General features: G+C 60.4%; 24 protein-coding genes and 3 tRNA genes. 17 read left to right on the top strand and 10 right to left on the bottom strand.

Annotation, left to right across the window (positions count from 1 at the left end):
- Positions 1-88: 88 nt before the first annotated feature.
- On the top strand, positions 89-1,228 hold the full coding sequence (locus E5K00_RS22115) for an acyl-CoA dehydrogenase (RefSeq protein ID WP_135396495.1): 1,140 nt from the start codon (positions 89-91) through the stop codon (positions 1,226-1,228).
- 159 nt (positions 1,229-1,387) lie between these two features.
- Positions 1,388-2,311: a helix-turn-helix domain-containing protein gene (locus E5K00_RS22110; RefSeq protein WP_135465482.1), complete on the top strand. Its 924-nt coding sequence runs from the start codon at positions 1,388-1,390 to the stop codon at positions 2,309-2,311.
- A gap of 92 nt (positions 2,312-2,403) precedes the next feature.
- Here E5K00_RS22110 and E5K00_RS22105 read toward each other — a convergent pair whose 3' ends face one another.
- Genes E5K00_RS22105 through E5K00_RS22095 form a run of 3 tightly spaced genes read right to left on the bottom strand, consistent with a single transcriptional unit; the run spans position 2,404 to position 4,296 of the window.
- The gene (locus E5K00_RS22105; RefSeq protein ID WP_135465481.1) at positions 2,404-3,174 is read right to left on the bottom strand and encodes a geranylgeranylglyceryl/heptaprenylglyceryl phosphate synthase; all 771 of its coding nucleotides are present in this window, start codon (positions 3,172-3,174) and stop codon (positions 2,404-2,406) included.
- On the bottom strand, positions 3,152-3,910 hold the full coding sequence (locus E5K00_RS22100; protein WP_135465480.1) for a hypothetical protein: 759 nt from the start codon (positions 3,908-3,910) through the stop codon (positions 3,152-3,154). Before E5K00_RS22100 ends, E5K00_RS22105 begins: the two co-directional genes overlap by 23 nt.
- Positions 3,911-3,918: 8 nt before the next feature.
- Complete coding sequence (locus tag E5K00_RS22095; RefSeq protein WP_135465479.1) at positions 3,919-4,296, bottom strand: phage holin family protein; 378 nt, start codon at positions 4,294-4,296, stop codon at positions 3,919-3,921.
- Between the two features lie 150 nt (positions 4,297-4,446).
- Here E5K00_RS22095 and E5K00_RS22090 point away from each other — a divergent pair, with 150 nt between their 5' ends.
- On the top strand, positions 4,447-5,589 hold the full coding sequence (locus E5K00_RS22090; RefSeq protein ID WP_167857001.1) for a J domain-containing protein: 1,143 nt from the start codon (positions 4,447-4,449) through the stop codon (positions 5,587-5,589).
- Positions 5,590-5,611: 22 nt separating this feature from the next.
- Here E5K00_RS22090 and E5K00_RS22085 read toward each other — a convergent pair whose 3' ends face one another.
- Complete coding sequence (locus E5K00_RS22085; RefSeq protein WP_135465477.1) at positions 5,612-5,806, bottom strand: hypothetical protein; 195 nt, start codon at positions 5,804-5,806, stop codon at positions 5,612-5,614.
- Between the two features lie 401 nt (positions 5,807-6,207).
- Positions 6,208-6,280 (bottom strand) — tRNA-Phe (locus tag E5K00_RS22080).
- A gap of 164 nt (positions 6,281-6,444) precedes the next feature.
- Between E5K00_RS22080 and E5K00_RS22075 the strand changes: the two genes are divergently transcribed.
- From E5K00_RS22075 to E5K00_RS22055, 5 genes are all read left to right on the top strand, one after another.
- Positions 6,445-7,830 carry a 4Fe-4S dicluster domain-containing protein gene (locus tag E5K00_RS22075; RefSeq protein WP_245328392.1) on the top strand — a complete coding sequence of 462 codons (1,386 nt, stop codon included), beginning with the start codon at positions 6,445-6,447 and terminating at the stop codon, positions 7,828-7,830.
- A 149-nt stretch (positions 7,831-7,979) separates the two neighbouring features.
- The gene (locus E5K00_RS22070) at positions 7,980-8,840 is read left to right on the top strand and encodes a (Fe-S)-binding protein (RefSeq protein WP_135465602.1); all 861 of its coding nucleotides are present in this window, start codon (positions 7,980-7,982) and stop codon (positions 8,838-8,840) included.
- Between the two features lie 195 nt (positions 8,841-9,035).
- Complete coding sequence (locus tag E5K00_RS22065; RefSeq protein WP_135465475.1) at positions 9,036-9,518, top strand: hypothetical protein; 483 nt, start codon at positions 9,036-9,038, stop codon at positions 9,516-9,518.
- 117 nt (positions 9,519-9,635) lie between these two features.
- Positions 9,636-11,564, top strand: coding sequence for an OmpA family protein (locus tag E5K00_RS22060; protein WP_245328391.1), 1,929 nt, complete (start codon positions 9,636-9,638; stop codon positions 11,562-11,564).
- A 208-nt stretch (positions 11,565-11,772) separates the two neighbouring features.
- Positions 11,773-12,633, top strand: coding sequence for a DUF4476 domain-containing protein (locus E5K00_RS22055; protein ID WP_135465474.1), 861 nt, complete (start codon positions 11,773-11,775; stop codon positions 12,631-12,633).
- Between the two features lie 68 nt (positions 12,634-12,701).
- On the opposite strand, the gene E5K00_RS22050 is transcribed toward E5K00_RS22055, so the two are convergent.
- Positions 12,702-13,178 carry a DUF4293 domain-containing protein gene (locus E5K00_RS22050; protein ID WP_135465473.1) on the bottom strand — a complete coding sequence of 159 codons (477 nt, stop codon included), beginning with the start codon at positions 13,176-13,178 and terminating at the stop codon, positions 12,702-12,704.
- A gap of 91 nt (positions 13,179-13,269) precedes the next feature.
- Between E5K00_RS22050 and E5K00_RS22045 the strand changes: the two genes are divergently transcribed.
- The 5 genes from E5K00_RS22045 (at position 13,270) to E5K00_RS22025 (ending at position 18,363) form a co-directional block, all read left to right on the top strand.
- Positions 13,270-14,472 carry a thiolase family protein gene (locus E5K00_RS22045; protein WP_135465472.1) on the top strand — a complete coding sequence of 401 codons (1,203 nt, stop codon included), beginning with the start codon at positions 13,270-13,272 and terminating at the stop codon, positions 14,470-14,472.
- A gap of 19 nt (positions 14,473-14,491) precedes the next feature.
- Positions 14,492-15,037, top strand: coding sequence for a GNAT family N-acetyltransferase (locus tag E5K00_RS22040; protein WP_135465471.1), 546 nt, complete (start codon positions 14,492-14,494; stop codon positions 15,035-15,037).
- Positions 15,038-15,161: 124 nt separating this feature from the next.
- On the top strand, positions 15,162-15,953 hold the full coding sequence (gene truA / locus E5K00_RS22035) for a tRNA pseudouridine(38-40) synthase TruA (RefSeq protein WP_135465470.1): 792 nt from the start codon (positions 15,162-15,164) through the stop codon (positions 15,951-15,953).
- A gap of 157 nt (positions 15,954-16,110) precedes the next feature.
- On the top strand, positions 16,111-17,829 hold the full coding sequence (locus tag E5K00_RS22030; protein ID WP_135465600.1) for an ABC transporter ATP-binding protein: 1,719 nt from the start codon (positions 16,111-16,113) through the stop codon (positions 17,827-17,829).
- A gap of 9 nt (positions 17,830-17,838) precedes the next feature.
- The gene (locus E5K00_RS22025) at positions 17,839-18,363 is read left to right on the top strand and encodes a hypothetical protein (protein ID WP_135465469.1); all 525 of its coding nucleotides are present in this window, start codon (positions 17,839-17,841) and stop codon (positions 18,361-18,363) included.
- 73 nt (positions 18,364-18,436) lie between these two features.
- Here E5K00_RS22025 and E5K00_RS22020 read toward each other — a convergent pair whose 3' ends face one another.
- The 3 genes from E5K00_RS22020 to E5K00_RS22010 all read right to left on the bottom strand — a co-directional run bounded on the left by E5K00_RS22020 (position 18,437) and on the right by E5K00_RS22010 (position 19,632).
- Positions 18,437-19,111 (bottom strand): outer membrane beta-barrel protein, encoded by a 675-nt coding sequence (locus E5K00_RS22020; RefSeq protein ID WP_135465468.1) that lies wholly within the window; start codon positions 19,109-19,111, stop codon positions 18,437-18,439.
- 271 nt (positions 19,112-19,382) lie between these two features.
- Positions 19,383-19,459 (bottom strand) — tRNA-Pro (locus E5K00_RS22015).
- Positions 19,460-19,558: 99 nt separating this feature from the next.
- Positions 19,559-19,632, bottom strand: a tRNA-Pro gene (locus E5K00_RS22010).
- 373 nt (positions 19,633-20,005) lie between these two features.
- Between E5K00_RS22010 and E5K00_RS22005 the strand changes: the two genes are divergently transcribed.
- The 3 genes from E5K00_RS22005 to E5K00_RS21995 all read left to right on the top strand — a co-directional run bounded on the left by E5K00_RS22005 (position 20,006) and on the right by E5K00_RS21995 (position 23,295).
- On the top strand, positions 20,006-20,479 hold the full coding sequence (locus E5K00_RS22005; protein ID WP_135465467.1) for a T9SS type A sorting domain-containing protein: 474 nt from the start codon (positions 20,006-20,008) through the stop codon (positions 20,477-20,479).
- A gap of 86 nt (positions 20,480-20,565) precedes the next feature.
- Complete coding sequence (locus E5K00_RS22000) at positions 20,566-21,705, top strand: NAD(P)/FAD-dependent oxidoreductase (protein WP_135465466.1); 1,140 nt, start codon at positions 20,566-20,568, stop codon at positions 21,703-21,705.
- A 75-nt stretch (positions 21,706-21,780) separates the two neighbouring features.
- Positions 21,781-23,295, top strand: coding sequence for an ArnT family glycosyltransferase (locus E5K00_RS21995; protein WP_135465465.1), 1,515 nt, complete (start codon positions 21,781-21,783; stop codon positions 23,293-23,295).
- Between the two features lie 76 nt (positions 23,296-23,371).
- Here the strand turns inward: E5K00_RS21995 and E5K00_RS21990 are convergent, their stop codons facing one another.
- On the bottom strand, positions 23,372-25,159 hold the full coding sequence (locus E5K00_RS21990) for an ABC transporter ATP-binding protein (RefSeq protein WP_135465464.1): 1,788 nt from the start codon (positions 25,157-25,159) through the stop codon (positions 23,372-23,374).
- Positions 25,160-25,342: 183 nt separating this feature from the next.
- On the opposite strand from E5K00_RS21990, the gene E5K00_RS21985 reads away from it, so the two are divergent.
- On the top strand, positions 25,343-26,434 hold the full coding sequence (locus E5K00_RS21985; protein WP_135465463.1) for a Glu/Leu/Phe/Val dehydrogenase dimerization domain-containing protein: 1,092 nt from the start codon (positions 25,343-25,345) through the stop codon (positions 26,432-26,434).
- Positions 26,435-26,548 lie beyond the last annotated feature (114 nt).

Below are 26,548 nucleotides of genomic sequence, written 5' to 3'. Positions count from 1 at the left end.
CTTATTGTCCAACTTCTAAGGGTTAATTTTGGCCCTGTATTCCACAGCCCCCGGCTGCACCTTTCTCTCCCACCCAAGCCTTTTATCCATGGATTTCCAGCTCACCGAAGAACAACTCGCCGTACAGGCCGCCGCCCGTGATTTTGCCCAGAGTGAACTATGGGCCGGCGTTATTGAGCGCGACGAACACCAGAAATTCCCCGCCGAGCAAATCAAGAAGATGGGCGAGTTGGGCTTCCTGGGCATGATGGTGAGCCCCGAGTACGGCGGCGGCGGCATGGATACGGTTTCCTACGTGCTGGCCATGGAAGAAATTTCCAAGGTCGATGCCTCCTGCTCCGTTATTATGTCGGTGAACAACTCGCTGGTATGCTGGGGCCTGGAGAAATACGGCACCGAAGAGCAGAAGCGCAAGTATCTGCCCAAGCTCACCAGCGGCGAAATCATCGGCGCCTTCTGCCTTTCCGAGCCTGAGGCTGGCTCCGACGCCACCATGCAGCGTACCACGGCCGAAGACAAAGGCGACCATTACTTGCTGAACGGCACCAAAAACTGGATTACCAACGGCTCGTCGGCCTCGGTATACCTGGTGGTGGCCCAAACCAACCCCGAGCTGAAGCACCGCGGCATCAACGTGCTGATCGTGGACAAGGACATGCCCGGTTTCGTGGTGGGTCCGAAAGAGAACAAGCTCGGCATCCGCGGCTCCGACACGCACTCCCTGATGTTCACGGACGTGAAAGTGCCCAAGGAAAACCGCATCGGTGAGGACGGCTTCGGCTTCAAGTTCGCCATGCAGGTACTGGCCGGCGGCCGGATCGGCATTGCGGCCCAGGCACTGGGCATTGCTTCCGGCGCGTTCGAGCTGTCGCTGAAATACTCCAAGGAGCGTAAGGCGTTCGGCGTGGAAATCGCCAAGCACCAGGCCATCCAGTTTAAGCTGGCCGACATGGCTACCAACATCGACGCGGCCCGCCTCTTGTGCCTGCAGGCCGCCCACGACAAGGACGCGCACCAGGACTACGCCAAGTCGGGCGCCATGGCCAAGCTCTTCGCTTCGAAAGTTGCTATGGATACCGCCGTTGAGGCCGTGCAGATCCACGGTGGCTACGGTTTTGTGAAAGAATTCCACGTGGAGCGCATGATGCGCGACGCCAAAATCACCCAGATTTACGAGGGAACCTCTGAGATTCAGAAAATTGTAATCTCACGTGAATTGCTGAAGTAAGTTTCGAATTGCCTAAAAGTCAGAATCATTGCATTAAACCCAGCTATAAAATGGCTGGGTTTTTCGTTTTTGTGAATTTTTATATGTTATTTTGCATTGTCTAAATCCAGCCCCTCAACTGGCCGGTTTTGTCCAGGTACCCCAACCACCCCCTAGAATATGGAAGATTACAATAAAGTGATAGAGTCGCTTGGTGTACGATACATTAAAGCGAAGAATCTGGTCCTCCAGCAGCCGTTCACGGTTCGGAATTACTATGACGTCGGCAACAACCTGATCCTGCTTCACAAGGGCCGCATTGCTTTCGGCGACGAGGAGCAAACGGTAGAAGAAGGCGAAATGCTCTTCATCCCCGGGGGCCGCGCTACCAAGGTGAGCTACGGCGAAGCCGCTGGTAAGACGATTACCAACGACGACCTGATCAGCAACAAGGATAAGTTTTTCCACTCCAACGCTGATCTGGACCTGATCGGGGATGCCGAAGAAAGCCACAGCCACGTGAGCTTCGAGGCCAAGGTGTTCGACTCGGTAAACTTCTTCGCCTCGCTCGACGTGCCCGCCTTCCTGATTACCGGCAACTCCAAGCTGGCCAATCTGGTGATTAAGGTGGTGGAAGAGAGCCTGCAGGAGCTGCCCGGCCGGGAGCGTCTCATCACCATCTACACCGAGAACATCGTGGTGGAGATTGTGCGCTACATCCTCAAGAACAAGATGTTCGTGGAGCAGCTGGCCACCAACAGCACCTACTTCAAGGACCCGCGCCTCATCGACCTGTTCAACTACATCAAGGAGAACATCGGCGGCGACTTGTCGAACAAGGTGCTGTCGAGCGTGGCCAACGTGTCGGAAGACTACGTGGGCCAGTACTTCAAGATGCTGACCGGCATCAACCCCCAGGACTACATCGAGTACCAGCGCATGGAGCGCGCCGTATTCCTGCTACGTACTACCAAGAAAAGCATCCGCGACATTGGCAAGGAAGTCGGCTACAAGGACACGGCCTACTTCTGCCGCCGCTTCAAGATGATGTTCGGCATTCCGGCCGGCAAGATGCGCCGCCGCGAATCGGCCATGAACATCTAGGCTCACTTCTGCTCAGCAAAAAGCCCCGCGTCAAGCAATTGACGCGGGGCTTTTTGTTGGTTTTCGGTGGACGCCAGCAGCGCGGCTCAGGCCTATACCTTTACGTCCAGCACGGCGTTGAACGTGCGCACCACTTTCGACATTTCGGCCAGGAACTCCGGCGCCTTCTCAATCTGGTTGCCGATGACAATCACGTCGGCTCCGGCCGACAGCGCCGCGTGCGCCTTTTCGGCGGTGTTGATGCCGCCGCCGACGATTAAGGGCGTTTCGGTGGCCTGGCGCACAGCCCGGATCATGGCGGAGGAAACCGGATACATGGCGCCGCTGCCCCCGTCGAGGTACATCAGGCGCAAACCCAGCTGCTCGCCGGCCATGGCCGTGCAGGCCGCAATGGTGGGCTTGTCGTAGGGCAGGGGAGTAGTGCCGCTCATGTAGCTGGCCGTCGTCTGCCGGCCGGTATCAACCAGCATGTAGCCGGTGGGCAGAATCTGCAGGTTGCTGGCGCGCAGCAGCGGGGCCGCCACCACGTGCTGCCCAATCAGAAAGTCGGGGTTGCGGCCCGAAATCAGGGACAGCAGCAGAATGCCGTCGGCCTGGGTGTCGAGGTGCAGGCTGTGGCTGGGAAAGAGCAGCACTGGCACGGCGCTGCAGCTCTTTATCAAACGAATGAGCGACGCCTGGTGAGAATTCATCACCAGGCTGCCGCCCACAAAGAAATAGTCTACCGGGTGTGCTTCACTCAACTCCAATAAATGCCGGCACCCGGCCTCGTCCAGATGGTCTGGGTCGAGCAGGACGGCCAGTGACTTCTGGCCCCGGGCGCGGCGCTTACTGAGGGTTTCATGCAGACTGGTGAGGCGCATCCGCTTCGTCGTGGTGATACGTAAAGTCGATATCCTTCGTCTCGGGCTCCGTGGTGAAGGAGCCGGGAGAAGTTGCAAGGTCGGGATTTTTGACCACAGGCAAATATTCACCGACTTTTTTCGCCACGTAGGCCATCAACACGGCCGTCACCTGGGCCAGCAGCATCTTGCCGGTATCCGACTGCATAAAGCTCTGGAAGGCTCCGGCCATCAGATTAGCCGCTTCCGACGAGGGTTTGACCGGCTCCTGATACGACTGCACCGGGTAACGGCGGGCACGCGCGCGGGGCAGGGGCGGAAACGGGTCCATGTCCGAGTCGGTGTGGTAGACGTCGGGGGCCAGGTGGGCCCGCTCGTGCGGGGCAGCCGGCGCCCCGCGGTCGGCCTGGTGGGTATGCGCCGAGCCGAAGCCCAGATCATCGGCTACGGCCGTGTCCACGTCGGAGTAGTGTTTACCGGAGTGCCGGAGCTTTTTTTTGGAAGCGGCAATCCGCTCGTGGGTGTCCCACTCGTCGAGGCCTTCGTCGAAAGCCGAGTGCTTCTTGCCGCCCAGCGCCTTTCTGATCAGCCAGATGCCGCCCAGCAGGCCGGCCCCAATCAGCGCGTATTTGCCGGCCGTCTGGGTTTTTTCCTTGATTTCGTCGACGTCGCCTTGCAGGGCGCGCTCGTACTCAAGCTTTTGGCGTTCCAGAAACTCTCTTTCGTTGTCGAACAGGGGATTAGTCAGCTCAGCCATGAGGTAGATTATGCTTGACGCTTGTCAGATTTGTAGATGGTGTTGTTGAGCAGCTTGTCAGCCAGGCCCTGAAACAGCTTTTTGTCGACCCCAATCAGGAAAACAATCAGTAGCAGCAGGTAGAAGCCGGCTACTGCTCCGAAGCCCCAGAATGAGCTGTCGAACGCCTCGTTGAGAGCCAGGCCGGCAAAGATGCTCAGGAAAATCAGGAACATCAGCCCGATCAGGCCCATGGCGACACCATGCACGGTGCCGACAAAAGCCAGCTTGACTTTCTCCTGAACTTCGAGTCGGACAAGGTCGATGCGGGTGTCGAGGTAGCCTTTCAGGTTGCCCACCAAGCTGTCGTTGCGGGGCGTTTTAGAAGCGTCGTCGTCGTAAGCCATACGGCGGGGAGAAGAATAGCGAGAAAAGATGTTAGATAGGTCGGAAGCCGAAAAACGGCTGCTAAGCCATTTTTTTGGTTTGTTCGTTCATACGCAAAACCGTACGTGGTGTCTGGGTTTTGCGTTACTTTTACTATATACTGCCGCGTTTTGAGCCAAAATCATTATCAGCTTCTGGGGGTCTCGGCCACGGCTACGGCCCAGGAAATAAAACTGGCTTACAAGCAGTTGGCCATCCGGTTTCACCCCGATAAGCACGGCGGTAGCACCCAGTTCGAAGACCAGTTCAAAGCCATCAGCGCCGCTTACCGCATCTTGAGCGACCCGGCCCGGCGCGCCGCCTACGACCACCAGCTCCGGGCCGCCGTGCTGCGGGCTGAGGAAGCGCGGCGCCAGCAGCAGTTCCGGGCCCAGGGCCAGCACGTGTACGGCGTGCCCATGCCGCCCGCCGCCCCGCTGCGCACCCGTCGCCCCGCCGGCTCCACCGAGCGGCATTACCAGAAAATGGCGGCGCGCCGCCCCCGCTTTACCCGCCGCGACTACCTACTCACGGCCGGCCTGTTTCTGTTGCTGCTGCTGTTCATCGTATCGGTGAAGGTGACGATGGACCACGTCTCGGCGGTGAGCAACTACGAAAACGGCCTGCGGGCCTACGCCGAGCGGAAATGGAGCACGGCCCACGGCTTTTTCTCGGAAGCCATTGCCTTTAAGCCCTCTTACCGGCAGGCGTTGCGCCGGCGGGCCGAGATTGAGCAGCTGGTGTACCAGAACTATAAGGCCGCCCGCACCGACTACCAGCTGGCCCTGCGGCAGGACAACCCGCCGGCGGAAGCCGCGCTGCTGCTCTACCGCCTGGGCCAGTGCCAGGCCAATCTGGCCCAGAAAACCTCGGCTCAGCAAAGCCTCACCCGCGCCTTGGCTCTCGACTCGACGCTGAGCGGAGCCTGGCTGGCCCGGGGCGAGCTGCGCCTGTTCGATCTGCTCCAGTTTCAGGCGGCCGCCGACGACTTCTCGGTGGGCCTGCGGCAGCGGGCCGCGGCCGGCAAAAAGCCCGTGCTGAAATATGTAACGTACCGGGGGCTGGCCTTCTATAAGCTGCGCGACTTCAGCGCTGCCCGCCAGGACTACCGGGAGGTTTTGCTCCAGGACCCCAAAAACGGGCAGGTGCATTTTCTGCTGGGCCGCCTGGCGCAGCAGGAAGGCAACACGGCCGCCGCCTGCGAGTTTTTCCGGCGGGCCGTGCAGCTGGGCTATTTATACGCGGGCGAGGCCCTGAGCCAAAGCTGCCCGTAGCGCCTACGGGCGCTGACTAAGCCTAAGGGTGCATTACCTCATGAATCTGCATGCGCACCCGGTAGACTGCACCGAGCATTACTCGCATTTCATGATGCAGCACAATCTGAGCCGGGCTGTCATCGGCCCGCTCCGGGCAGGTATCGTAATAAAGCTGGATAGGCTGCAACGTCTGAAAGGCGGCATCAAGTACCTGGGATTGTTGGGGTAATTGCATAGGTCGGGGGAATAGAAAGTAGAAGTCGGGCTCAATAATCTGGCCAAAAGCCGCATGCTGAGCGCTATCAGCCAACGCCTGTTAAACCGGTAATAGCAGGATTTACTGAGCAGCTTATGGCAACCACGCAAGGCTGTTAGGTATATACAAGTACGCTTATATATTTCCTTTCCGCGCTTTTTGGCTGGTAATTCAATTACCGGACAGTTGATTTTAAACCGACAATCTTGGTAAGGAAGGGAATGGTGACGACCACGTCAGTAAATAAAGAGACGGCAAGCTGCCCGCCAACCATTCTCATTCGTTGCAGGCCGTAAAATCGGGCAACTGACTGCCCTGATCTGCTTGGGCGTGCCCCTGAAACAAAAAACGCCTCTAGTGTAATACTAGAGGCGTTTTCGTGGTAATGGTTGGAATCGAACCAACGACACCAGCATTTTCAGTGCTGTGCTCTACCAACTGAGCTACATTACCAGCTCTTGGCCCCCGCAGGCCGTTGTTGCCGTTGGGGAGCACAAAAGTAGTAAAGCAAAACGAACCTGCAAGACTTCGTGAAAAAAATCTTTCTGTTAAAAAAGCCGTAATTTGTTATGCATAACGAGTATATTTCGGACCTAACCCCAAACCTACCCTTTCCCGTGCATTTTTCTATCCAAAACATCCTCTTCTTGCTCGTCGCGGTGGCAGGCTTCGGCTTGTTTGCGTGGCAGGTCCGCAAGGTCCGGGCAAATATTCTGGTCGGGCGCGACCGGGACATGTCGGGCAACGTCAGTGAGCGGCTCAACAAAACCCTGCTGGTGGCCTTCGGTCAGCAGAAGATGTTCAAGCGGATTACCCCGGCCCTGTTACACCTGATTGTGTACGTGGGTTTCATCGTCATCAACGTCGAGGTTATCGAGATTATGATTGACGGCCTGTTTGGCACCCACCGCGCCCTGAGCTTTCTGGGGCCGCTGTATAGCCTGCTGGTGGGGACCAACGAAGTGCTCGGCGCGCTGGTAATTGTTGCCGTGGCGGCCTTCTGGTGGCGGCGCAACGTGGGCGGCGTACGCCGCTTCACGGGCCCGGAGCTGCGGATGTGGCCCAAGCTGGACGCCAACATCATTCTCTACGTCGAAGTGATTCTGATGGTCGCCCTGTTCACGATGAACGCCGCCGACCTGAAGCTGCACCAGCTGGAAGGAGCGGAGCTGCCCGGCGCCTTCCCCATCAGCTCTTTGCTGACGGGCCTGCTGCCCAGCAGCGTGGGCGCGCTGGAAGTGCTGGAGCGCGTGGGCTGGTGGGCGCACATCGTGGGCATTCTCTGCTTTCTGAACTACCTGCCCAGCAGCAAGCACTTCCACATCATCATGGCGTTTCCGAACGTGTATTACTCGCGCCTGGTACCGCAGGGGCAGTTTTCCAACGTCGACAGCATCACCCACGAGGTGAAGGCCATGATGGACCCCAGCTACCAGGTGCCCGCCCCGGCCACCAACCCCGACGGCTCGGCGATGGCGCCCACGCCTTTCGGGGCTAAGGACGTGGACGACCTGGCCTGGACCAACCTGCTGAACGCCTATTCCTGCACCGAGTGCGGCCGTTGCACCTCGGTATGCCCCGCCAACCTGACGGGCAAGCTGCTTTCGCCCCGCAAAATCATCATGGACACCCGCGACCGGGTGGAGGAGAAGTATAACTCGCCGCTGATTTTTCAGCCCAACCTCTACGGTACCGAAGCCAAACACGCCGGGCAGGAAGTGCTCGACAAGGAAACCCACACGCTGCTTCGCGGCTATGTAACGCCCGAGGAGCTCTGGGCCTGCACTACCTGCAATGCCTGCGTAGAAGCCTGTCCCGTGAACATCAACCCGCTGGAAAGCATCATCGAAATGCGCCGCTTCCTGGTGCTGGAAGAGTCGGCCGCGCCGAACTCCCTGAACGTGATGTTCTCCAACATCGAAAACAACGGCGCGCCCTGGGCCTTCTCGCCTTCCGACCGTTTCAACTGGGCCGACGACCTGTTCGTGACCGAAAAAGCATAAAGTGAGTTGTCGGTTGCTGGTTGTCAGTTGTCAGGAAATGGGCAATGACAACCGGCCGCTGACGGCTTTCCTGACAACTAACAACTGACAACTGTCAACTACATATCATGGCTGAGCAACTTGCCAAGCGTCCCGTCACCGTTCCCCTCATGGCCAACCTGGCCGCCGCTGGCGAAGAGCCGGAAATCCTGTTCTGGGTGGGCTGCGCCGGGGCTTTCGACGACCGTTACAAGCGCGTAACCCGGGCTTTCGTGCAGATCCTGGAGCACGTAGGCGTGAAATATGCCGTGCTGGGCATGGAAGAAACCTGCACCGGCGACCCGGCCAAGCGCGCCGGCAACGAGTTCCTGTTTCAGATGCAGGCCATGCAGAACATTACGACCTTCGAAGGCTACGGCATCAAGAAGATTGTAACGGCTTGCCCGCACTGCTTCAACACGATTAAGAACGAGTACCCGGCTTTGGGCGGCAACTACGAGGTAATTCACCACAGCACCTTCCTGCAGCAGCTCATCAACGAGGGCCGCGTGGGCGTGTCGGGCGGCGGCGAGTTCAAGGGGCAGCGCATCACCTTCCACGACTCCTGCTACCTGGGCCGGGCCAACAACATCTACGAGGCCCCGCGCGACGTGCTGGCCGCCCTGGATGCCGACCTGGTGGAAATGAAGCGCAGCAAAGCCAACGGCCTGTGCTGCGGCGCAGGCGGCGCCCAGATGTGGAAAGAGCCCGAGCCCGGCAAAAAGGACATCAACGTGGAGCGCACCGAGGAGGCGCTGGCGGCGCTGGATGGCAACGCCGCCGCCCTGGCTAACCTCAACGGGGTGGAAAGCGGCAACGCCGGCGCCACGCCAGCCCCGCGCAACGGGCAGCAGCGCAGCATCATTGCCGTGTCGTGCCCCTTCTGCATGACCATGATGAGCGACGGGGTCAAGAACAAGGAGCGCGAAAACAGCGTGCAGGTGTTCGATTTGGCCGAGCTCATTGCTACGGCCGAAGGTCTGAACGCCTAGTGAAAGGTAAGGCGCTGAAAATAAGAGCGTCCAGGTTCTTTTTATAAGCGAATAAAGCTGCCCCGGCGGAACTTCCGACCGGGGCAGTTTATGTTTGTGCTGGTAGGTTGGCGTACTATTGCGGCCCCCGCTTCAGCTGGTGGGGTGGCCGGGTACCACCCCGCCGTTCTTCTTTTCTGGCTTCTTGTCTTTCCTATGTTTGTTCCCTTCTCTGAGCTGCCGGCTTCGGCCCGCATCTGGATTTATCAGGCCAGCCGCCCTTTCACGGCTGCCGAGCTGGCCCGGCTGGAGCCCGAGTTGCAGCGCTTCGCCGCCGAGTGGACCAGCCACGGCCGCAACCTGGAGGCTTCGGCTGCTATTCTGCACCACCAATTCCTAGTTATTGGACTAAACGAGGCCGTTGCCGACGCCAGCGGCTGCTCCATCGATGCCTCGGTGCGCTTCGTGCGCTTGGTCGAGGAGCAGGTGGGGGTGCAGCTGCTGGAAAAGTCGCAGCTGGCTTTTCTGGTTGAGGGGCAGGTGCGGCTGATTGACCTGCGCGAGCTGCGGCAGGCCATTGCTGCTGGGCAACTTACCGCCGAAACTCCCTATTTCGACAACACGGTGGCCGAAAATGGCCGGCTCCATCAGGCGTGGCCGGCGCCGGCCGCAACGACGTGGCTGGCAAAATATTTTTAGGCCGGCAAAATGTTTTTTTGCCCCTGAGCGGATTACTGGGTAAACTTAGTATTATTGCTAGGCTCAAATTGGCATGTTGCAGAGCCATCCACCTTTCCATTCCACCTTCAGACATCCATGAGGAAATTACTGTTTGTGTGCGCCGCAGCGGGTTCGGCCGCAATGCTGAGCAGTTGTGCTACGACGGGTAGCATCAGCAAAGCCGATAAGCGTTTTGCCCGCGGTGAATACGAAACTGCAATTGAGCTGTACAAAGCGGACGTAGCCAAAGGCAAGAACGTTGCTATGGCCAACTTCCGCTTGGCGGAGTCGTACCGCCTCTCGAACCGTATCGAGCAGGCCGAGGGCTACTACAAAGCGGCGTTGGATGGGGGTGTGAAAAATCCGGATGCAGCCTTTTATTACGGGCTGGCCCTGAAAGCCAACGGCAAGTTCGATGAGGCGGCTACCCAGTTTGATGCTTACACCCAGAACGGTACCAACCGCACGCTGGCGGCCCGGGCCGAAATGGAAGCCAAAAACTCCCGCCTCGGCACCCAGATTGTGGCTATGCAAACCAACAACGAGGTGATGCCCCTGGATCAGTTGAACACGCCCTCGGCCGAGTTCAGCGCCACCATGATGCCGACTACCAAGGAGCTGGTGTTTGCCTCGGGCCGGGAAGGGAAGAAGTACGCCGGCAACGGGGAGGGCTTCAACGACCTGTTCGCCATCAAATTTGACGACGAGGCCAAGATGACCGGCGGCACGGTGCGCAAGCTCGAGCCGGCCTTCAATACCGAAGACATGCACGAGGCCAGCGCCACCTACTCGCCCGATGGCAAGATGGTCGTGTTTGCCCGCTCCAACAACGGCTCGAAGAAGGGCTACCTCAGCGTCGATTTGTGGGCCTCGTTCTTCAAGAACGGCGTGTGGGAAGAGCCCAAGCTGATTAACATCAACGACCGGACCGCCGACGACTTCTCGCCGGTATTCTCGCCCGACGGGCAGACGCTGTATTTCGCTTCGGGCCGCAAAGGTGGCTCGGGCGGCAACGACCTGTATAAGGCCACCCTGGGCGCTAATGGCCGCTTCACGCCGGCCGAAAACCTGGGTCCGGAAATCAACACGCCCGGTAACGAAAACTTCCCGGCCGTAGCCCCCGACGGCACGCTGTACTTCTCCTCCGACGGGCATCCCGGCCTGGGCAAGCTCGACATCTTCATGGTGAAAAAGGGCAAGGTGGAAAACCTGGGTGCCCCGATCAATAGCAACAGCGACGACTTCGCGCCCTTCTTCACGGGCAAGGACATGGGCGTGTTTGCCTCCAACCGCTCGGGCGGCAAGGGCAGCGACGACCTCTACATGTTCCGCAAAAAGCCGCTGAAGCTCGTCACCTTCTACGCCGACGGCACCCTGGTCGAGCGCAACGACAAAACCGGCGAGACGCAGCCCGTTGCCAACGAAACCGTGGCCCTGTTCGACAGCAAAGGCCAGAAGCTGCAAGAGGTGACGTCGGGAGCTGATGGCAAGTTCACCATCAAGCTCGACTCGGCCGCGGCCAGCTACTCGGTTATTGCCGACCGCGCCGGCTACTTCACGGCCCGCAACGGCGTGAGCACCGTGGGCCGCAAGCCCAGCCAGGAGGAACTGCCCAACGAGATGAACGACATCAAGGTGCCCGTTACCCTGACCCTGACCAAAATCGTGAAGAACAAGGCCATCGTGGTCGACAACATCTTTTACGACTACGACAAGTGGGATATCCGGACCGATGCCGCCACCGAGCTGGATAAGCTGGTGCAGACGCTGAACGACAACCCCAAAATCACGATTGAGCTGAGCTCGCACACCGACTCGCGCGGTAAGGATGCCTACAACCAGACCCTATCGCAGAAACGCGCGCAGTCGGCTGTGGACTATATCATCTCGAAAGGCATCGACAAGAGCCGTATTACGGCCAAAGGCTACGGCGAAGCCAAGCCGGTTATTAAGGATGCCAAGACTGAGGAGGATTACCAGCGTAACCGCCGCACCGAGTTCAAGGTGACCAAGATTTCGGAATAACGTATTCGATTTCTGATTCTAAAAAGGCCCCGCACAGCAATGTGCGGGGCCTTTTTGCTGAGTTATGATTGGTAGAATATCGTTTAGCGGCTGCGAAAAAGTTGCGGCAACAAACCGACGGCGGCTGAAGTTCCGGAACTGGCACAATCCTTGGATTTATAGGTGACACGGAGGCGGATGGGCCGCTTTTCCGCTAGCTCTTGTTGCCATGAAAAAGGCGCTACTTCTCTGCTTCGGCCTGCTCGTGTTGCTGGCCGCCGACCTCAAGGCCGCTCCGGCCAACGTGAACTTTGCCTCGGAGCGCGGCATTCCGTTTCAGCTCGTATTTGATGGCCGCGCCCTGACCCGAGGCGGGGCCCGCGAAGTGCACATCGACCGGCTGGTGCCCGGCTACCACTGGGCCGAATTTTTGATTCCGACTCCCTACGGCCGTCCCATCAACTACCGCACCCGCGTATTCCTGGACCCCGGCCTGGAAACGAGCTACGTGCTGATAACGCGGCAGGGCTACCCACCGGTGCTGCGCAAAGTAGCGGCCGTACCGCTGCGCGGCCCCCGGGGTGGGCATTACGGCGGCGGCGGCTACGACCCGCGCTACGATGACCGCGGCGGCCGCAACGACGGATACTACGACGACTCCTATGGCAGCAATGGCCCGGGAAACTACAACAACGGTGGTAACGGCGGCTATAACAATGGCGGCAATGGTGGCTATAACAACGGCGACTACAACAACTACCCGCCCAATGGTGGCCAGTACCCCGGCGGGGCCGTGAGCAGCTACCGGCAGATGCGCGCCCAGGATGTGGATGCGTTGGTCAACAGCGTGCGGAGCAAAAGCTTCGACAGCAGCCGGCTGAGCGTGGCCAAGCAGGCCCTGGAGCAATCCGTCATTCAGGCCGACGACCTGACGCGCCTGCTCGGCACCCTGGATTTTGAGAACTCCAAAGTGGAGCTGGCCAAATTTGCTTACCCGCACGTGGCCGATCAGCAGAACTTCTACCGCGTGTACGACTCGTTTCAGTTTGAGTCCAGCATTCGGGAAGTACAGGAGGCCGCCAAGCGCTGAGCTTCTGTAGTTCAAAAAAAAAGGCTCCCGCAGTAGTGCGGGAGCCTTTTTTTTTGGTGCGAGGCTGATTAGCGCAGACGGTCCATGGAGCGCACGAGCTGCTCGTCGCGGCGGATGAAGCGGTTGGCCAGCAGGTTCAGCAGCAGGGCTACGGTGGGCAGGTAGAAACCCGCTTCGTAGGTGCCGGGCATTTTGATGTTGAGCATTTTTTCGCCGACGCCCGAGTAGTAGAAGCAGGCGCCCAGCGTGGCGGCAATCAGCAGCAGGTTGAGCATGCCCAGCTTGAGCTGCAGAAACCGGTTGCGGTACTGGAAGATTTCGAACAGGGCTACCACGGCCGACAGCAAAGCCAGGGCCGCAATGGCGTAGGTGCTGGTCGGAACCGACATGCCCGCGTCGGCGTGGGCATAGGTCAGCTTGGTGGCGGTGAGCACCAGCTCCTGGCCGCTGGCGGGGTCGAGTTTGCTCCAGATGGGCAGGAACACCACGCTGATCATGGCCAGGGCCAGCAGGAAGAGAAACACGCTTTGAATTCTTTGTATCATCTTTGTAGTTATGAAACTCTGGCCCGTGCCTACCTCTGCGACGGGCTGGCAAAAGTAGCCAACAACGACCGGAATAACCGCATTCAAGAAAATGCCAACTGCTTATATCGTGGACGCCGTCCGCACCCCGATTGCCAAATTTGCCGGTGCCCTCAGCAGCGTACGTCCCGACGACCTGGCCGCGCACGTGCTGCGCGAGCTGTTACGCCGTAATCCATCCGTGGATAAGGCGGCTGTAGAAGACGTAATAATGGGTGCCGCCAACCAGGCCGGCGAAGACAACCGCAACGTGGCCCGCATGGCGGGCCTGCTGGCGGGCCTGCCCATCACCGTACCCGGTGTGACCGTGAACCGCCTCTGCGCCTCGGGTTTGCAGAGCATCATGGATGCCTCGCGGGCCATTATGAGCGGCGAGGGGGATATTTACCTGGCCGGCGGCTCGGAAAGCATGACCCGGGCGCCGTTCGTGATGGCCAAGTCGGAAACGGCTTTCGGGCGCGAGCTGACGGCCCACGACACCACGCTGGGCTGGCGCTTCATCAACCAGAAGCTCTCCAAGATGCACCACCCCTATGCTATGGGTGAGACGGCCGAAATCGTGGCCCGCAAGTATGGCATCACGCGGCAGGAGCAGGATGAGTTTGCCTTCAACTCGCAGCGCAAGTACCAGCGCGCCCTGGAGAAGGGTCGTTTCCGCCGCGAAATCGTGCCGGTATTCGTGCCCAACCCCAAGGGCGACACGGCTCTGTTCGACACCGATGAGCCCCCGCGTTTGTCGTCGATGGAGAAGCTGGCCAGCATCCGGCCCGCCTTTCAGCCCGTGGACGGCACCGTAACGGCCGGCAACTCGGCCGGTATCAACGACGGGGCGGCGGCCGTGCTGGTGGTGAGTGAAGAAGCCCTGAAGCGCTACAACCTCAAGCCCATGGCCCGGGTGGTGTGCTCGGCCGTGGCCGGCGTCGATCCGTCGGTGATGGGCGTGGGGCCCGTGCCCGCCACCAAGAAGGTGCTGCAGCGCGCCGGCCTGACCATCAACGACCTGGATTTGATTGAGCTCAACGAAGCCTTTGCCGCCCAGAGCATTGCCTGTGTGCGCGACCTGGAGCTGGACATGGACAAGGTGAACGTAAACGGCGGCTCCATTGCCATCGGCCACCCGCTGGGGGCCAGCGGGGCCCGCATTACGGCTACGCTGCTGCACGAGATGCAGCGCCGCGAAGGAGCCCGCTACGGCCTCGTGACCATGTGCGTGGGCGTGGGGCAGGGAGCGGCTACTATTTTCGAGAAACTCTAACCGCCAACCCCGCAAGCTGATGGCCGAAACCCTGCTCCGCCCGACGCTTGCTGTGCCGCTGGCCGGGGTGCGCCTGCGGCCCTGGCACCTGCACGATGCCCCGGTGCTGGCCGAAACCGCCAACGACCGGGGCATCTGGCAAAACCTGCGGGACGTGTTTCCCCACCCGTATCAGCTGCAGGATGCCTACTGGTATATCGGGATGGTGTCGGACCCGGACTCCCGGGACGTGCATCTGGCCATTGAGGTGGAAGGGGAAGCGGCCGGGGCCATCAGCGTGCTGTTCAAGGACGACATCAACCGGTGCAGCGCCGAAATCGGGTATTGGCTGGGGCGGCGGCACTGGGGGCGGGGCATCGTGACGGAAGCCGTGAAGGTGCTAACCGCCTACACGTTCGCGCATTTCGATATCAGCCGGCTGTACGCCGAAATCTTTGCCCGCAATGCCGGCTCGGCCCGCGTGCTGACCAAAGCTGGCTACCAGCTGGAAGCCCGCCTGCAGAAAAGCATCGTCAAAGAAGGCGTGGTGCAGGACGCGCTGCTATTCGCTGCGCTTAAATCGTAGTTGTTTGATTGTTGGGAGGTGATTGTTGAGGCTATTGGGTACGGCAACATCAGCCGGCTTACATGCTTCAACAATCGGCATCTGACAACAAACAATCAACTCCCAACAATCAACAACCAAACCCTTGCGCTACTTTCTTCATCTGGCTTACGAAGGCACCCAGTACCACGGCTGGCAGGTGCAGCCCAACATGGTGACGGTGCAGCTGGAGCTGGAGCGCCGCTTGTCGCAGGTGCTGCGCCAGCCCATTCACATTCTGGGCAGTGGCCGCACCGATACCGGCGTGCACGCCAGCCACCAGGTCGCCCACTTCGACGCCGATATTCCCCAGACGCTGGATGAAGCCACGGTGGTGTACCGCCTCAACCGGGCCCTGCCCAAGGATATTGCCGCCCGCCTGCTGCACCCCGTGCCCGAGCGGGCCCACGCCCGCTTCGACGCCGAGGCCCGCACCTACGAGTACCACGTGCGCCTGATTCCGGACCCGTTCAGCGTGAACCACAGCCTGTACCTGGACCGGGCCCCCGACGTGGCGGCCATGAACGAGGCGGCGGCGTCCATGATTGGCTCGTTTGACTTCACCAGCTTTTCCAAAGTGAAGGGCGGCGAAAACCACTACGTGTGCGTGTGCTACGAGGCCGGCTGGCACCCCACGCCGGGCGGGCTGGTGTTCCGCATTCGGGCCAACCGCTTCGTGCGCGGCATGGTGCGGCTGGTGGTGGGCACGCTGCTGCTGGTGGGCCGCGGCAAAATCACGCCCGCCGAGTTCAAGGCCATTCTGCTGGCCCAGAGCCGGGTGGATGCCGGCGGCGCGGCCCCGGCCCAGGGCCTGTTTCTGAGCCGGGTGGAATACCCGCCCGAGCTGGTGCCCGAGGCCGCCGGGCCGGTCGGAATGCCGTATTTTATGCTGCGGTAAGCCCGCTGCCTGCCCGCCACGCCCCGCAACTTTCCGGTAGCCGGCCGGGTTTAGTGCAGTTCGCCGCTTCCTTTCTCCAAACCCGCCCCTCGTGGAACAAGCTACTACCGCCACCAAAACCGGCAACATCTTCGACTGGCAGGTGCTGCGCCGGCTGATGACGTACGTACGGCCCTACCAGCGCGTCTTCTACTTCCTGATCTTCCTGACCGTGGCCACGGCCGCCCTGGGCACCCTGCGCCCCTTCCTGATTCAGCGCATGGTCGACGTCAGCATCGAGCAGGGCGACATGCTGGGGTTGAACAAGATGTTCGGGCTGCTGCTGATTCTGCTGGTGGTCCACGCCCTGGTCAGCTACCTGCAAACCTACTTCGGGGGCTGGCTGGGCCAATATATCGTGCGCGACATCCGCGTGGACCTCTACAAGCACATTCTGGATCTGCGGCTGAAGTTCTTCGACCGGACGCCCATCGGCGTGCTCGTTACCCGCAATATTTCCGACGTCGAAACCCTGTCCGACGTGTTCAGCGAGGGGCTGGCGGCCATGATTGGCGACATCCTGCAGCTGCTCTTCATCATGGGCTTCATGTTCTGGATTGACTGGCGCCTAACGCTGGTCAGCCTCTCCGTTATTCCGCCGCTGCTCTACAGCACCTACGTGTTCAAGGAGAAGGTCAAAACCTCGTTTCAGGAAGTGCGCACGGCCGTGGCCAACCTCAACTCCTTCGTGCAGGAACACCTGACGGGCATGAACGTGGTCCAGATTTTCAACAACGAGGAGCGCGAATACCGCAAGTTCAAGGCCATCAACCAGGAGCATACCCGGGCCAACATCCGCTCGGTGCTCTACTACAGCATCTACTTCCCGGTGGCCGAGGTGCTGGCCGCCGTGGGCGTGGGCCTGCTGGTGTGGTACGCCGCCCAGGGCCAGATTGAGGGCACGATTTCCAAGGGTGCCCTCATTGCCTTTATCATGTACAACGCCCTGTTTTTCCGGCCCATCCGCCAGATTGCCGACCGGTTCAATACTTTGCAGCTGGGCCTGGTGAGCACCGAGCGGCTGCTCAAGCTGCTCGACAGCAAGGAGCTCATTGCCGACAACGGCAGCTACGCCCCGGCCAACCTGCGCGGCGACGTAGCCTTCGACAAGGTCTGGTTTGCCTACAACGACGAGGAATGGGTGCTGCGCGACGTGAGCTTCGAGGTGAAAGCCGGGCAGACCATTGCCTTCGTGGGCGCCACCGGCGCGGGCAAAACCAGCATTATCAACCTGCTCAGCCGCTTCTACGAAATCAACAAGGGCACGATTTCCGTCGATGGCCACGACCTGCGTGAGTACGACCTGAAGGAGCTGCGCCGCCACATCGGGGTGGTATTGCAGGACGTGTTTCTCTTCGCCGGCACCATTCAGGACAACATTACCCTGGGCAACAAAGACATTACCGAAGAGCAGATCTGGCAGGCCGCCGACCTGGTGGGCGCCCGGCGCTTTATCGAGCGGCTGCCCGGCGGCCTGCACTACCCGGTGATGGAGCGGGGCGCCACGCTTTCCGTGGGCCAGCGCCAGTTGATTTCCTTCGTGCGGGCTATGGTCTACCAGCCCCGCATCATCATCCTGGACGAAGCCACTTCCTCCGTCGACTCCGAAACCGAGGAGCTGATTCAGCAGGCTATTGAGCGGCTGATGCAGGGCCGCACTTCTCTGGTCATTGCCCACCGCCTGAGCACCATCCAGAAAGCCGACCGCATCATCGTGCTCGACCGGGGCGAAATCAAGGAAGCCGGTACCCACGAGGAGCTCTTGCGCCACGGGGGCTTCTACCAGCAGCTCTACCAGATGCAGTACAAAGACGCCCTGAACACTCCCGCCGAATAACCTTTTCCCATGACCCGCTGGCTTTTCCTGCTCATCTTCCTGTTCACCGTTGGCGCTGCCATCCTCTACGCCTACGTCGGCGGCTTCAAAACCCCGACGGTTACCATCGTCACCACTCCGGCTCCCGTTTTTCTGGCGGGTCAGGCATTCTACGGCTCGGCCAACGATGAGAAGTTCGGCCCGCTGTTTCGCAGCGTAAAAGAAGCCAAGGACCAGGGCCAGTTGCGCGGGGAGTTGGCCAACATCTACTACAACGACCCCGAAAAAGCCCGCGACACGGTGCGCGCCTTCGTCGGCCTGGTCGTGGCCGATACCGTGTCGCAGCAGCTGCCGCCGGGCTACCAGTACCGCACCTTCGCGGCCGGGCAGCGCGTGGTGCGGGCCCGCACCACGGCCAGCTACCTGGTAGCTCCCAACAAGCTCTACCCAGCCATTACCGACGCGGCTAACCAGCAAAAGCTCAAGCTGCGCCACATCTACCTGGAGAAATTTCCCGAACAGGGCGAGTCGGAAGTGCTGGCCGTGGTAGAATAAGAAACCGGCATTTGGTCACAAAAAAGCCTTTCCCGCGCGGGAAAGGCTTTTTTGTGACCAAACGCCGGCTACTCTAGCGTCCCAGATACAGCGAGGCCCCGAGCATGAGCGTGCCCAACGTGAAATCAGCGCCGAACCCCGAGGATTTGCCGCTTCGGTTAAAGCGTTGCCCGCTGGTTTGCGTGTCGCGCACTTCGTCCTTCGTGGCAAAATACCCCAGGTTGCCCAGGCTTAGCTCCAGCCCCAGCTTGTCGGTCGGGAAGAACACGAAGCCCGGTGTCAGGGTAGCGCTGTAACTCCGGCTCTTTTCGTCGTAGGTCGCCGTGTTGTCAGTTGTGCTGCTCGACTCGCCTTTCGCGCGGCTGTACAGGGCGGTGAGCTGCCCAAAAAAGCCGGCTTTTTCGCCAAGCATCTGGTAGTAGCGCACGAAAGGCCCCACCTGGTAGCCGTTGCGCTTCTGGTCGTAGGTATAAGGCGTGGCGCCGTAGGGGTCGGTATTGGTTTGCTTGGAATGGTTAAAGCCAGTTTGCAGACCTACGGCCCAGTTGTCGGCCAGGAAGTAGCCGATCTTGGGCGCGATGTTGAACTGGAACTGCCGCTGCTCAAACGATTTCTGAACATCCGGCGTGTATTTGGTGCTGGAGAAGCCGAGGCTACCACCCAGCAAAAGTTTTCCGGCAGTGGTTTGGGCATGAGCCGTGAGGGCGCTACCGCACAGTAGGGCGGCAACACAAATAAACTGTTTCATAAAGGGAGGAAATAGGGAAGGAAGATAAGGTCGTCGGATAGTCCCGCCTGTCTAGAATCAGCGGGCTATTGCCTAGTGGCTGGATAAACGGGCCTGGATAGAATATCGTGTATAGTGCATAAAAAAAGCTGCGGACCGGCCGGCCCGCAGCTTTTTGAGAGGAATCTTGCTATCCGCTACCCGGGTACCAGACCGCCCGGAGCAGAGCGCAGGAAATACCGCTGAAAACAAAAAAAGACCTTTTCCGGGCCGGAAAAGGTCTTTGTAGTACTGGTCGGGGTGGCAGGATTCGAACCTACGGCCTCGTCGTCCCGAACGACGCGCGCTACCGGGCTGCGCTACACCCCGAAGTCCGGGCCGCGTAAAGCCCGGGCTGCATTAAAAATTACTGCCGAAAAAAGCCTCCAGACCGAAGTCTGGAGGCTTTTCGAACAGTAAACTGTTCCGTCGGAGTGGCAGGATTCGAACCTACGACCTCCAGCACCCCATGCTGGCGCGATACCAGGCTACGCTACACCCCGAGGAATCGTACCGCAAAGGTAGAAGAGAAATTGAGTGGCGCGCAAGTATTGGCTTATATTTTTGTAGTTGGAGCCCCGGTTTTTTTTAGAACGCTGATTATAAGCGCATTTATTTTCCGAATTTTCTTTCGGCTGCGTGCGCTGCCGGCTGCCAGTGCCGGGGTGCCCAATCAGGCACAGCATTTGCCAAGAGGCGGCAGCCCCGGGAAGTGGAGGCGTCCAACCCGGGAAATTTACCAGCTAAAACTTGCAATTGCGCCTTGAAGATGAGTAATATAGACCACGGGTGGCAGCCCGCGGGCGCCGAAAGCGCCGCGGATTATTTACCTTTACAGGCATAATAGAAATGTCGACAACTACGTTTGGGGTGGGTATGAAAACGGTTGTAGTAACCCTCGGCTTGGGAATAGGAATAACGCTGCTGGGCCTGGGCTCGGCGCAGGCCCAGACGAAGCCGGCCGCCGGCAAACCGGCAGCGCCGGTCAAAGCGGCCACGGCGAAGCCCGCCGCGGCCAGCGTGGCGGCGGTAAAGCCTTCGGAAGACAAGCCCGCGCCACCGGAGCTGATTACCAGCAAAATGGAAACGGTAGAGCCTTCCACCGATGCCATCAAGGTGCGGGTGGATACCAACCCGCTGACCAAGCGCCTGATTGTGCGCACCAACTCCTCGGGACCAACCCGGGTGGAAATCAACGATGCCAACGGCCGCCCAGTTATCACCCGCGACCTGATGGCGGGCGACGAGCCCACTACGCTGGACGTCAGTCGGCTGCCGGCGGGCTCCTACATCGTGCAGTGCACCTCGGGCTCGCGCAGTGGCGTGCGCCGCGTGATGATTGGCCAGTAATTACCACTGTCTTATCCGAAAAGCCCCGGCGAACCAGCTTCGCCGGGGCTTTTCTTTTGGCGGCTGAGCTTATCTTGTTCCCGATTATGAGCAAGGCTAATCTTTCGTACTGGGAGCACCAGAGCTTTCTGCAGGGCTTCGACGTGGCGGTGGTCGGGGCGGGCATCGTGGGGCTGACGGCGGCCATCTACACCCGGCAGCGCCAGCCTGCGGCCCGCATCGTGGTGCTGGAGCGCGACGTGCTGCCCAACGGCGCCAGCACCAAGAATGCCGGCTTTGCCTGCTTCGGGAGCATTTCGGAGCTGCTGGAGCAGCAACGAAAAGGCGGGCCAGCCGCGTTGCTGGACGTGGTGCGGGCCCGCTGGGAAGGGCTTACCATGCTGCGCCAGCTGCTCGGCGACGACGCGCTGCACTACCAGCCCGTGGGCGGCTACGAGCTGTTCCGGGCCGAGGATGCCGAGCTGGCGGCTACGTGCCGGGCGCACATGGGCTATTTCAACGAGCTGCTGGCTCCGGTTATCGGCGCCGCCGACGTATTCAGGGATGCCAGCTCGGCATTGCCCCGCACGGGCTTGGCCGGCGTGGAAACGATGCTGGAAAACCGGGCCGAAGGAGCCCTGCACACCGGCCGCATGATGCAGGCCCTGCTGCGAAAAGCCTGGCAGGAAAATATCGTCGTGCTGCACGGCTGCCCCGTGACGCAGCTGGACCCCGGAGCGGAGCAGGTGCGCCTGCACACGGCGCTGGGGCCACTGGATGCCGGGCGGGTGCTGTTGGCCACCAACGCTTTCAGCCGCCAGTTTTTTCCCGAGCTCGACGTGACGCCCGGCCGGGGCCAGGTGCTCGTAACGGAACCCATTCCCGGCCTTGACCTGCCGGGTACCTTTCACTACGACAAAGGCTACTACTATTTCCGGCAGGTCGATAACCGCCTGCTGCTGGGTGGGGGCCGCAACCTCGACTTCGCGGCGGAAGCAACCACCGAGCCCGGCCTGACGGCCGTGGTACAGCAGCGGCTGGAGCAGCTGCTGACTGAGGTAATCCTGCCCGGGCGCACCCCGCGCATCGACTACCGCTGGAGCGGGACCATGGCTTTCGGCACCGAGCTGGCCCCGATTATCCGGCCGCTGGCCCCGGGTGTTTTCGGGGCGCTGCGCTGCAACGGCATGGGCGTAGCCATGGGGGCAGGCGTCGGGCAGCGGGCGGCGGAAATGCTAAGTACCTGACGCCGGAGTAAGCAAGTACAAACGGGGCGCGGGCACTTTCAGTAGCTTTGCCACGATATATCCTCTCTTCCAAGAATGGCGAACATCTTCACGAACTGGTCAACGCTGCCCCGCTGGTTTTGGCCGGTGCTGATTGGGTTGCACCTGCTGCTGCACGCGCCTTTTTTCAGCATGCCGCCCATTGGGCCGCATACCTGGCGGCAGTGCAACACGATGGCCGTGGCCCGCAGCTTCTACGAGGAGGATATGAACATTCTGCGCCCCCGCGTAGACCGCCGTGGGAACTCCAGCGGCGTGACGGGCATGCAGTTTCCGAGCTACGAGTGGACGGTGGCGCTGGCCTTCAAGGCGCTGGGGTTTCACGAAACGATTCCGCGGGTTATTACCTGGCTGATTTCTGTGGCCGGCCTGTTTTTCTGCTACCGCCTGATTCGCTCCATCACGGGCTCGGTGTGGATGGGGGCCGTGGCCGCCTGGGGGCTGACGTGGAGCCCGGAAATCTATTATCACAGCATCAACGCCCTGCCCGACGTGTTGGCCTCCAGTGCCGCGCTGGGCGGCTTGTGGCTGTTTCTGCGGTGGCGCGAGCAGCGGCGGCCCCGGCAGTTCTGGCTGAGCCTGCTGCTGACCATGCTGGCGGGGCTTACCAAGCTCCAGTTTCTGCTCATTGGCTTTCCTATTGCGGTGCTGCTGCTCCAGGATATGCGGCAGGGACGCGTACAGTGGCGGCGCGACTCGGTGCCGCTGGCCTTTTTCGCCCTGGCGGCGGTGGGCGTGCCGCTGGCCTGGTATGCGTATGCCCGCAACCTGATTGAGGCCTCGGGCCTGCGCGACTTTGTGATTGAAGTGCGGCCGGCGGAAAGCGTTGCCAAGGGCTGGGCCATTCTGAGTCACAACCTGATATCCGACTGGCCGGAGCTGCTGCTGGGTTACGGCGCGACGGGGCTGCTGCTCCTGGGCATTGTGGCGGCGTGGCGGCGGCCGGTAAGCCGGCATCCGTGGTTCTGGCCCGTGGCGGTGTGGTCGGTGGGGCTGGCTGTGTACTACGTGCTGGAGCTGCACCAGATGGAAGGCCACACCTACTACATGCTGCCGCTGCTGCCGGTGCTGCTGCTGCTGGCGGCGGTGGGCAGCCAGTGGCTGCGGAGCAATCCGCGCTGGCACTGGCTGCTGGGGTTGCTGCTGGTGGCGCAGCCGGTCTGGGCGTGCCTGCGGGTTGTGCCGCGCTGGGCCAAAGGCCCCAAGGACGTGCCCCAGGAGCTCTATTACCCCGCTACCCGCACCGCGCTGGAAAACGCCGTGCCCAACGACGCGCTGTGCCTCGTTGGCCCCGACGAATCGGGCTGCAAGTACTTCTACTTCCTGCACAAGAAGGGCTTTGGCCTTGACGTGGCCGAGCAGCTCGATTACCCCACGCCCGAAGGCCAGCCGTACGTGGCAACCTGCATTGCCCGCGGGGCCCGCTACCTCTACCTCAGCGACAGTACCCTGCTCACCCAGCCCCGCCTGGCTCCCTACGTAGGCCGGCGTGTGGCCCGCGTCGGGACTATCCAGGTGCTGGAGCTGCGCCTGCCGCCCGCCGCACCGTAGGGTACTGATGGTCGTTCAAAAGCAAAAGCGGCTTCCCGGATAAGGAAGCCGCTTTTCGTTGGTGGCCGCGTGAAACTTAAGCCGCGTCCTCGTTCTGGAGCTGCCGCTCGTAGAGGGCCCGGTACAGGCCGTTGTCGTCTTCCATCAGGGCCTCGTGGGTGCCGTGCTGCACAATCACGCCGTCGTCGAGCACCAGGATTTCATCGGCCAGCTTCACCGACGACACCCGGTGGGAGATAATCAGGCTGGTGCGGTTGTGCATGATGCGCTGCAGGCTGTTCAGGATGGCGTTTTCGGTGTTGGTGTCCACGGCCGACAGCGAGTCGTCGAGAATCAGGATTTTGGGCTCCTTCACCAGGGCGCGGGCAATGCTGACGCGCTGCTTCTGTCCGCCCGAGAGGGTGATGCCCCGCTCGCCGAGCTTGGTGTCGAAGCCCTCGGGGAAGCGGATGATGTTGTCGTACACGTTGGCGTCCTTGGCCGCCTGCTGCATCCGCTCCTCGCTCGGGTTGTCGAGGCCGAAGTTGATGTTGTTGCGGATGCTGTCCGAAAACAGGAACACGTCCTGGGGTACGTAGCCGATTTGCTCGCGCAGGGAGTTGAGCGAAAAGTCGCGCACGTCCACGCTGTCCACGCTGATCTGGCCTTCCGTCACGTCGTAGAGGCGGCAGAGCAGGGCGGCAATAGTGCTCTTGCCCGAGCCGGTGTTGCCGATAACGGCCAGCGTCTGGCCCGGATGAATGCGGAACGAAACGTCGCGCAGGGCCTGAATGCCGGTGTCGGGGTAGGTGAACGAGACGTTGTCAAACACGATGTCGCCCTGAATTTCCTGCCGGATGTTCTGGCGCGAAACGATGTCCGTCTGCTGGTGCATGAACTCGTTGATCCGGGCCTGGGAGGCCTCGGCGCGCTGCACCAGGGAGGAAGTCCAGCCCAGCGCCGTAACGGGCCAGGTGAGCAGGTTCACATAAATCAGGAACTCGGCGATGCTGCCGGTGGTGATGGTACCCCGAATAACTTCCTGCCCGCCGACCCACACCGTGACGATGGTGCTGATGCCGATGAGGAACAGAATCAGGGGGAAAAACAGGGAGTTGACGAAGTTCAGGCTCAGCGACTTTTCCTTGTAATTATCCGAAGCCGCGGTGAACTGCTGGTGAGAGTCATCCTCGCGCACGAAGGACTTGAGCACCCGAATGCCGGAAAACGACTCCTGCACGAAGGTCGTCATGGCCGCCAACGAGCGTTGGATTTCGTCGGACTTACGCTCAATCAGGTTGTTGACGTAGTAGATGCTCACCGACAGAATGGGCAGCGGAATGAGCGTATAGAGGGTCAGCTTCACGTTCACCATCAGCATGAGCGGAATGATGAGCAGAAACAGGATGACCAGCTGCATAAAGTACATCAACGCCGGCCCGATGTACATGCGCACCCGGCCCACGTCCTCCGAAATGCGCGACATCAAATCCCCCGTATTGTGGCGGCGGTAAAAGCTCAGGGGCAGGGACTGGTAGTGCTGGAAGATTTCGTTTTTCTGGTCGTTTTCCACCAGGCGGCTCATCACGATAAGCGTCTGGCGCATGAAAAACAGGAAGATGCCGCGCAGCAAAGCCATCAGTACGATAAGCAGGCCGTAAAGCAGCACGTTGCGCCCGAACAATTCGTAGACCCCGCTCTGCGCTTTGGTGCCGGCGTAGAGGTGGTACAAATCGATGCCCTCGCCCACCAAATCGAAGGCGTAGCGCACGATTTGGGCCGGGAAAATGGCCAGCAAAGTCGACAGCGCCACGAACAAAACGCCGCCCAGAAAATGCCATTTGTAGCGGTACAGGTACTTATTGGTAGCGGATAATGCGCGCACGGAAACGGGAGTTAGGGCAGGTTAAGAAGCCGTGACCATTCCGGCAAATCCGGAAGGGTAGGGTGCCCGGCTAGGAAAAATTGGGTACTTTTGCACCCGAATTGAACAGACTACGCGCCCGTTCGTTCAAAGATACAACACCCGACCCCACCCAACTTCCCACCCTTTTTTCAGTTTACTCAAATGGTTGAAATCCAAACGCTGGCCGATACGTCGGTCTTCGGTCAGATTGCCGAGCATCAGCACGAGCAGGTTGTGTTCTGCCACGACCACGAAACCGGTTTGCGGGCCATCATCGGCATCCACAACACGGTGCTGGGCCCCGCCCTGGGCGGCACCCGCATGTGGCACTACGCCTCCGACATGGAAGCCCTGAACGACGTGCTCCGCCTCTCGCGCGGCATGACCTACAAAGCGGCCATTTCGGGTCTGAACCTGGGTGGGGGCAAAGCCGTCATCATCGGCGACGCCAAAACGCAAAAGACCGAAGCCCTGCTGCGCAAGTTCGGCCGCTTCGTGAAAAACCTGAACGGGAAGTATATCACCGCCGAAGATGTGAACATGACCACCAAGGACATGGAGTACATCCGGATGGAAACCAAGCACGTAGCCGGCCTGCCCGAAAGCATGGGCGGCAGCGGCGACCCGTCGCCGGTAACGGCCTACGGCACCTACATGGGCATGAAGGCCGCCGCCAAAAAGGCGTTCGGCTCGGAAAGCCTGACCGGCAAGCGCATTGCCGTGCAGGGCGTGGGCCACGTGGGCACCTACCTGCTGGAGTACCTGCAGAAGGAAGGCGCCAGGCTGGTGCTGACCGACTACTACGAAGACCGTGCCCTGGAAGCCGCTGCCCGCTTCGGGGCCGTTGCCGTGGGCCTGGAGGAAATCTACGACCAGGACGTGGACATCTATTCGCCCTGCGCCCTGGGCGCTACCATCAACGACGACACCATCGACCGGCTCAAGTGCCGCGTTATTGCCGGCTGCGCCAACAACCAGCTCAAGAACGAGGACGTGCACGGCCCCGAGCTCGTGCAGCGCGGCATCATCTACGCCCCCGACTTTTTGATCAATGCCGGTGGCCTGATTAACGTATATTCGGAAGTGGTAGGCAGCAGCCGGCAGGCCGCCCTCACCCAGACCGAGAAAATCTTCGACTTCACCACGCAAGTGCTTGAGAAAGCCGAGCAGGAGGGAAGTCACCCCCAGAAAGCTGCCATCCGGCAGGCCGAGGAGCGCATTGCCTCCCTCGGTAAAGTCAAATCCACTTATTAAGCGGTGACTTAGTGATTTAGTGACTTAGTGAGTTTGATGTTCAATAGAGCAAGCCGCGCAAACAGAACGACAACTCGCTAAATCACTAAATCACTAAATCACCAAATCCAAAAA

The sequence above is a fragment of the Hymenobacter aquaticus genome (assembly GCF_004765605.1).
Lineage (GTDB): Bacteria > Bacteroidota > Bacteroidia > Cytophagales > Hymenobacteraceae > Hymenobacter > Hymenobacter aquaticus.
The sequence above is the reverse complement of the archived record's forward strand: the minus strand, read 5'-3'. Positions and strand labels throughout refer to the sequence as shown.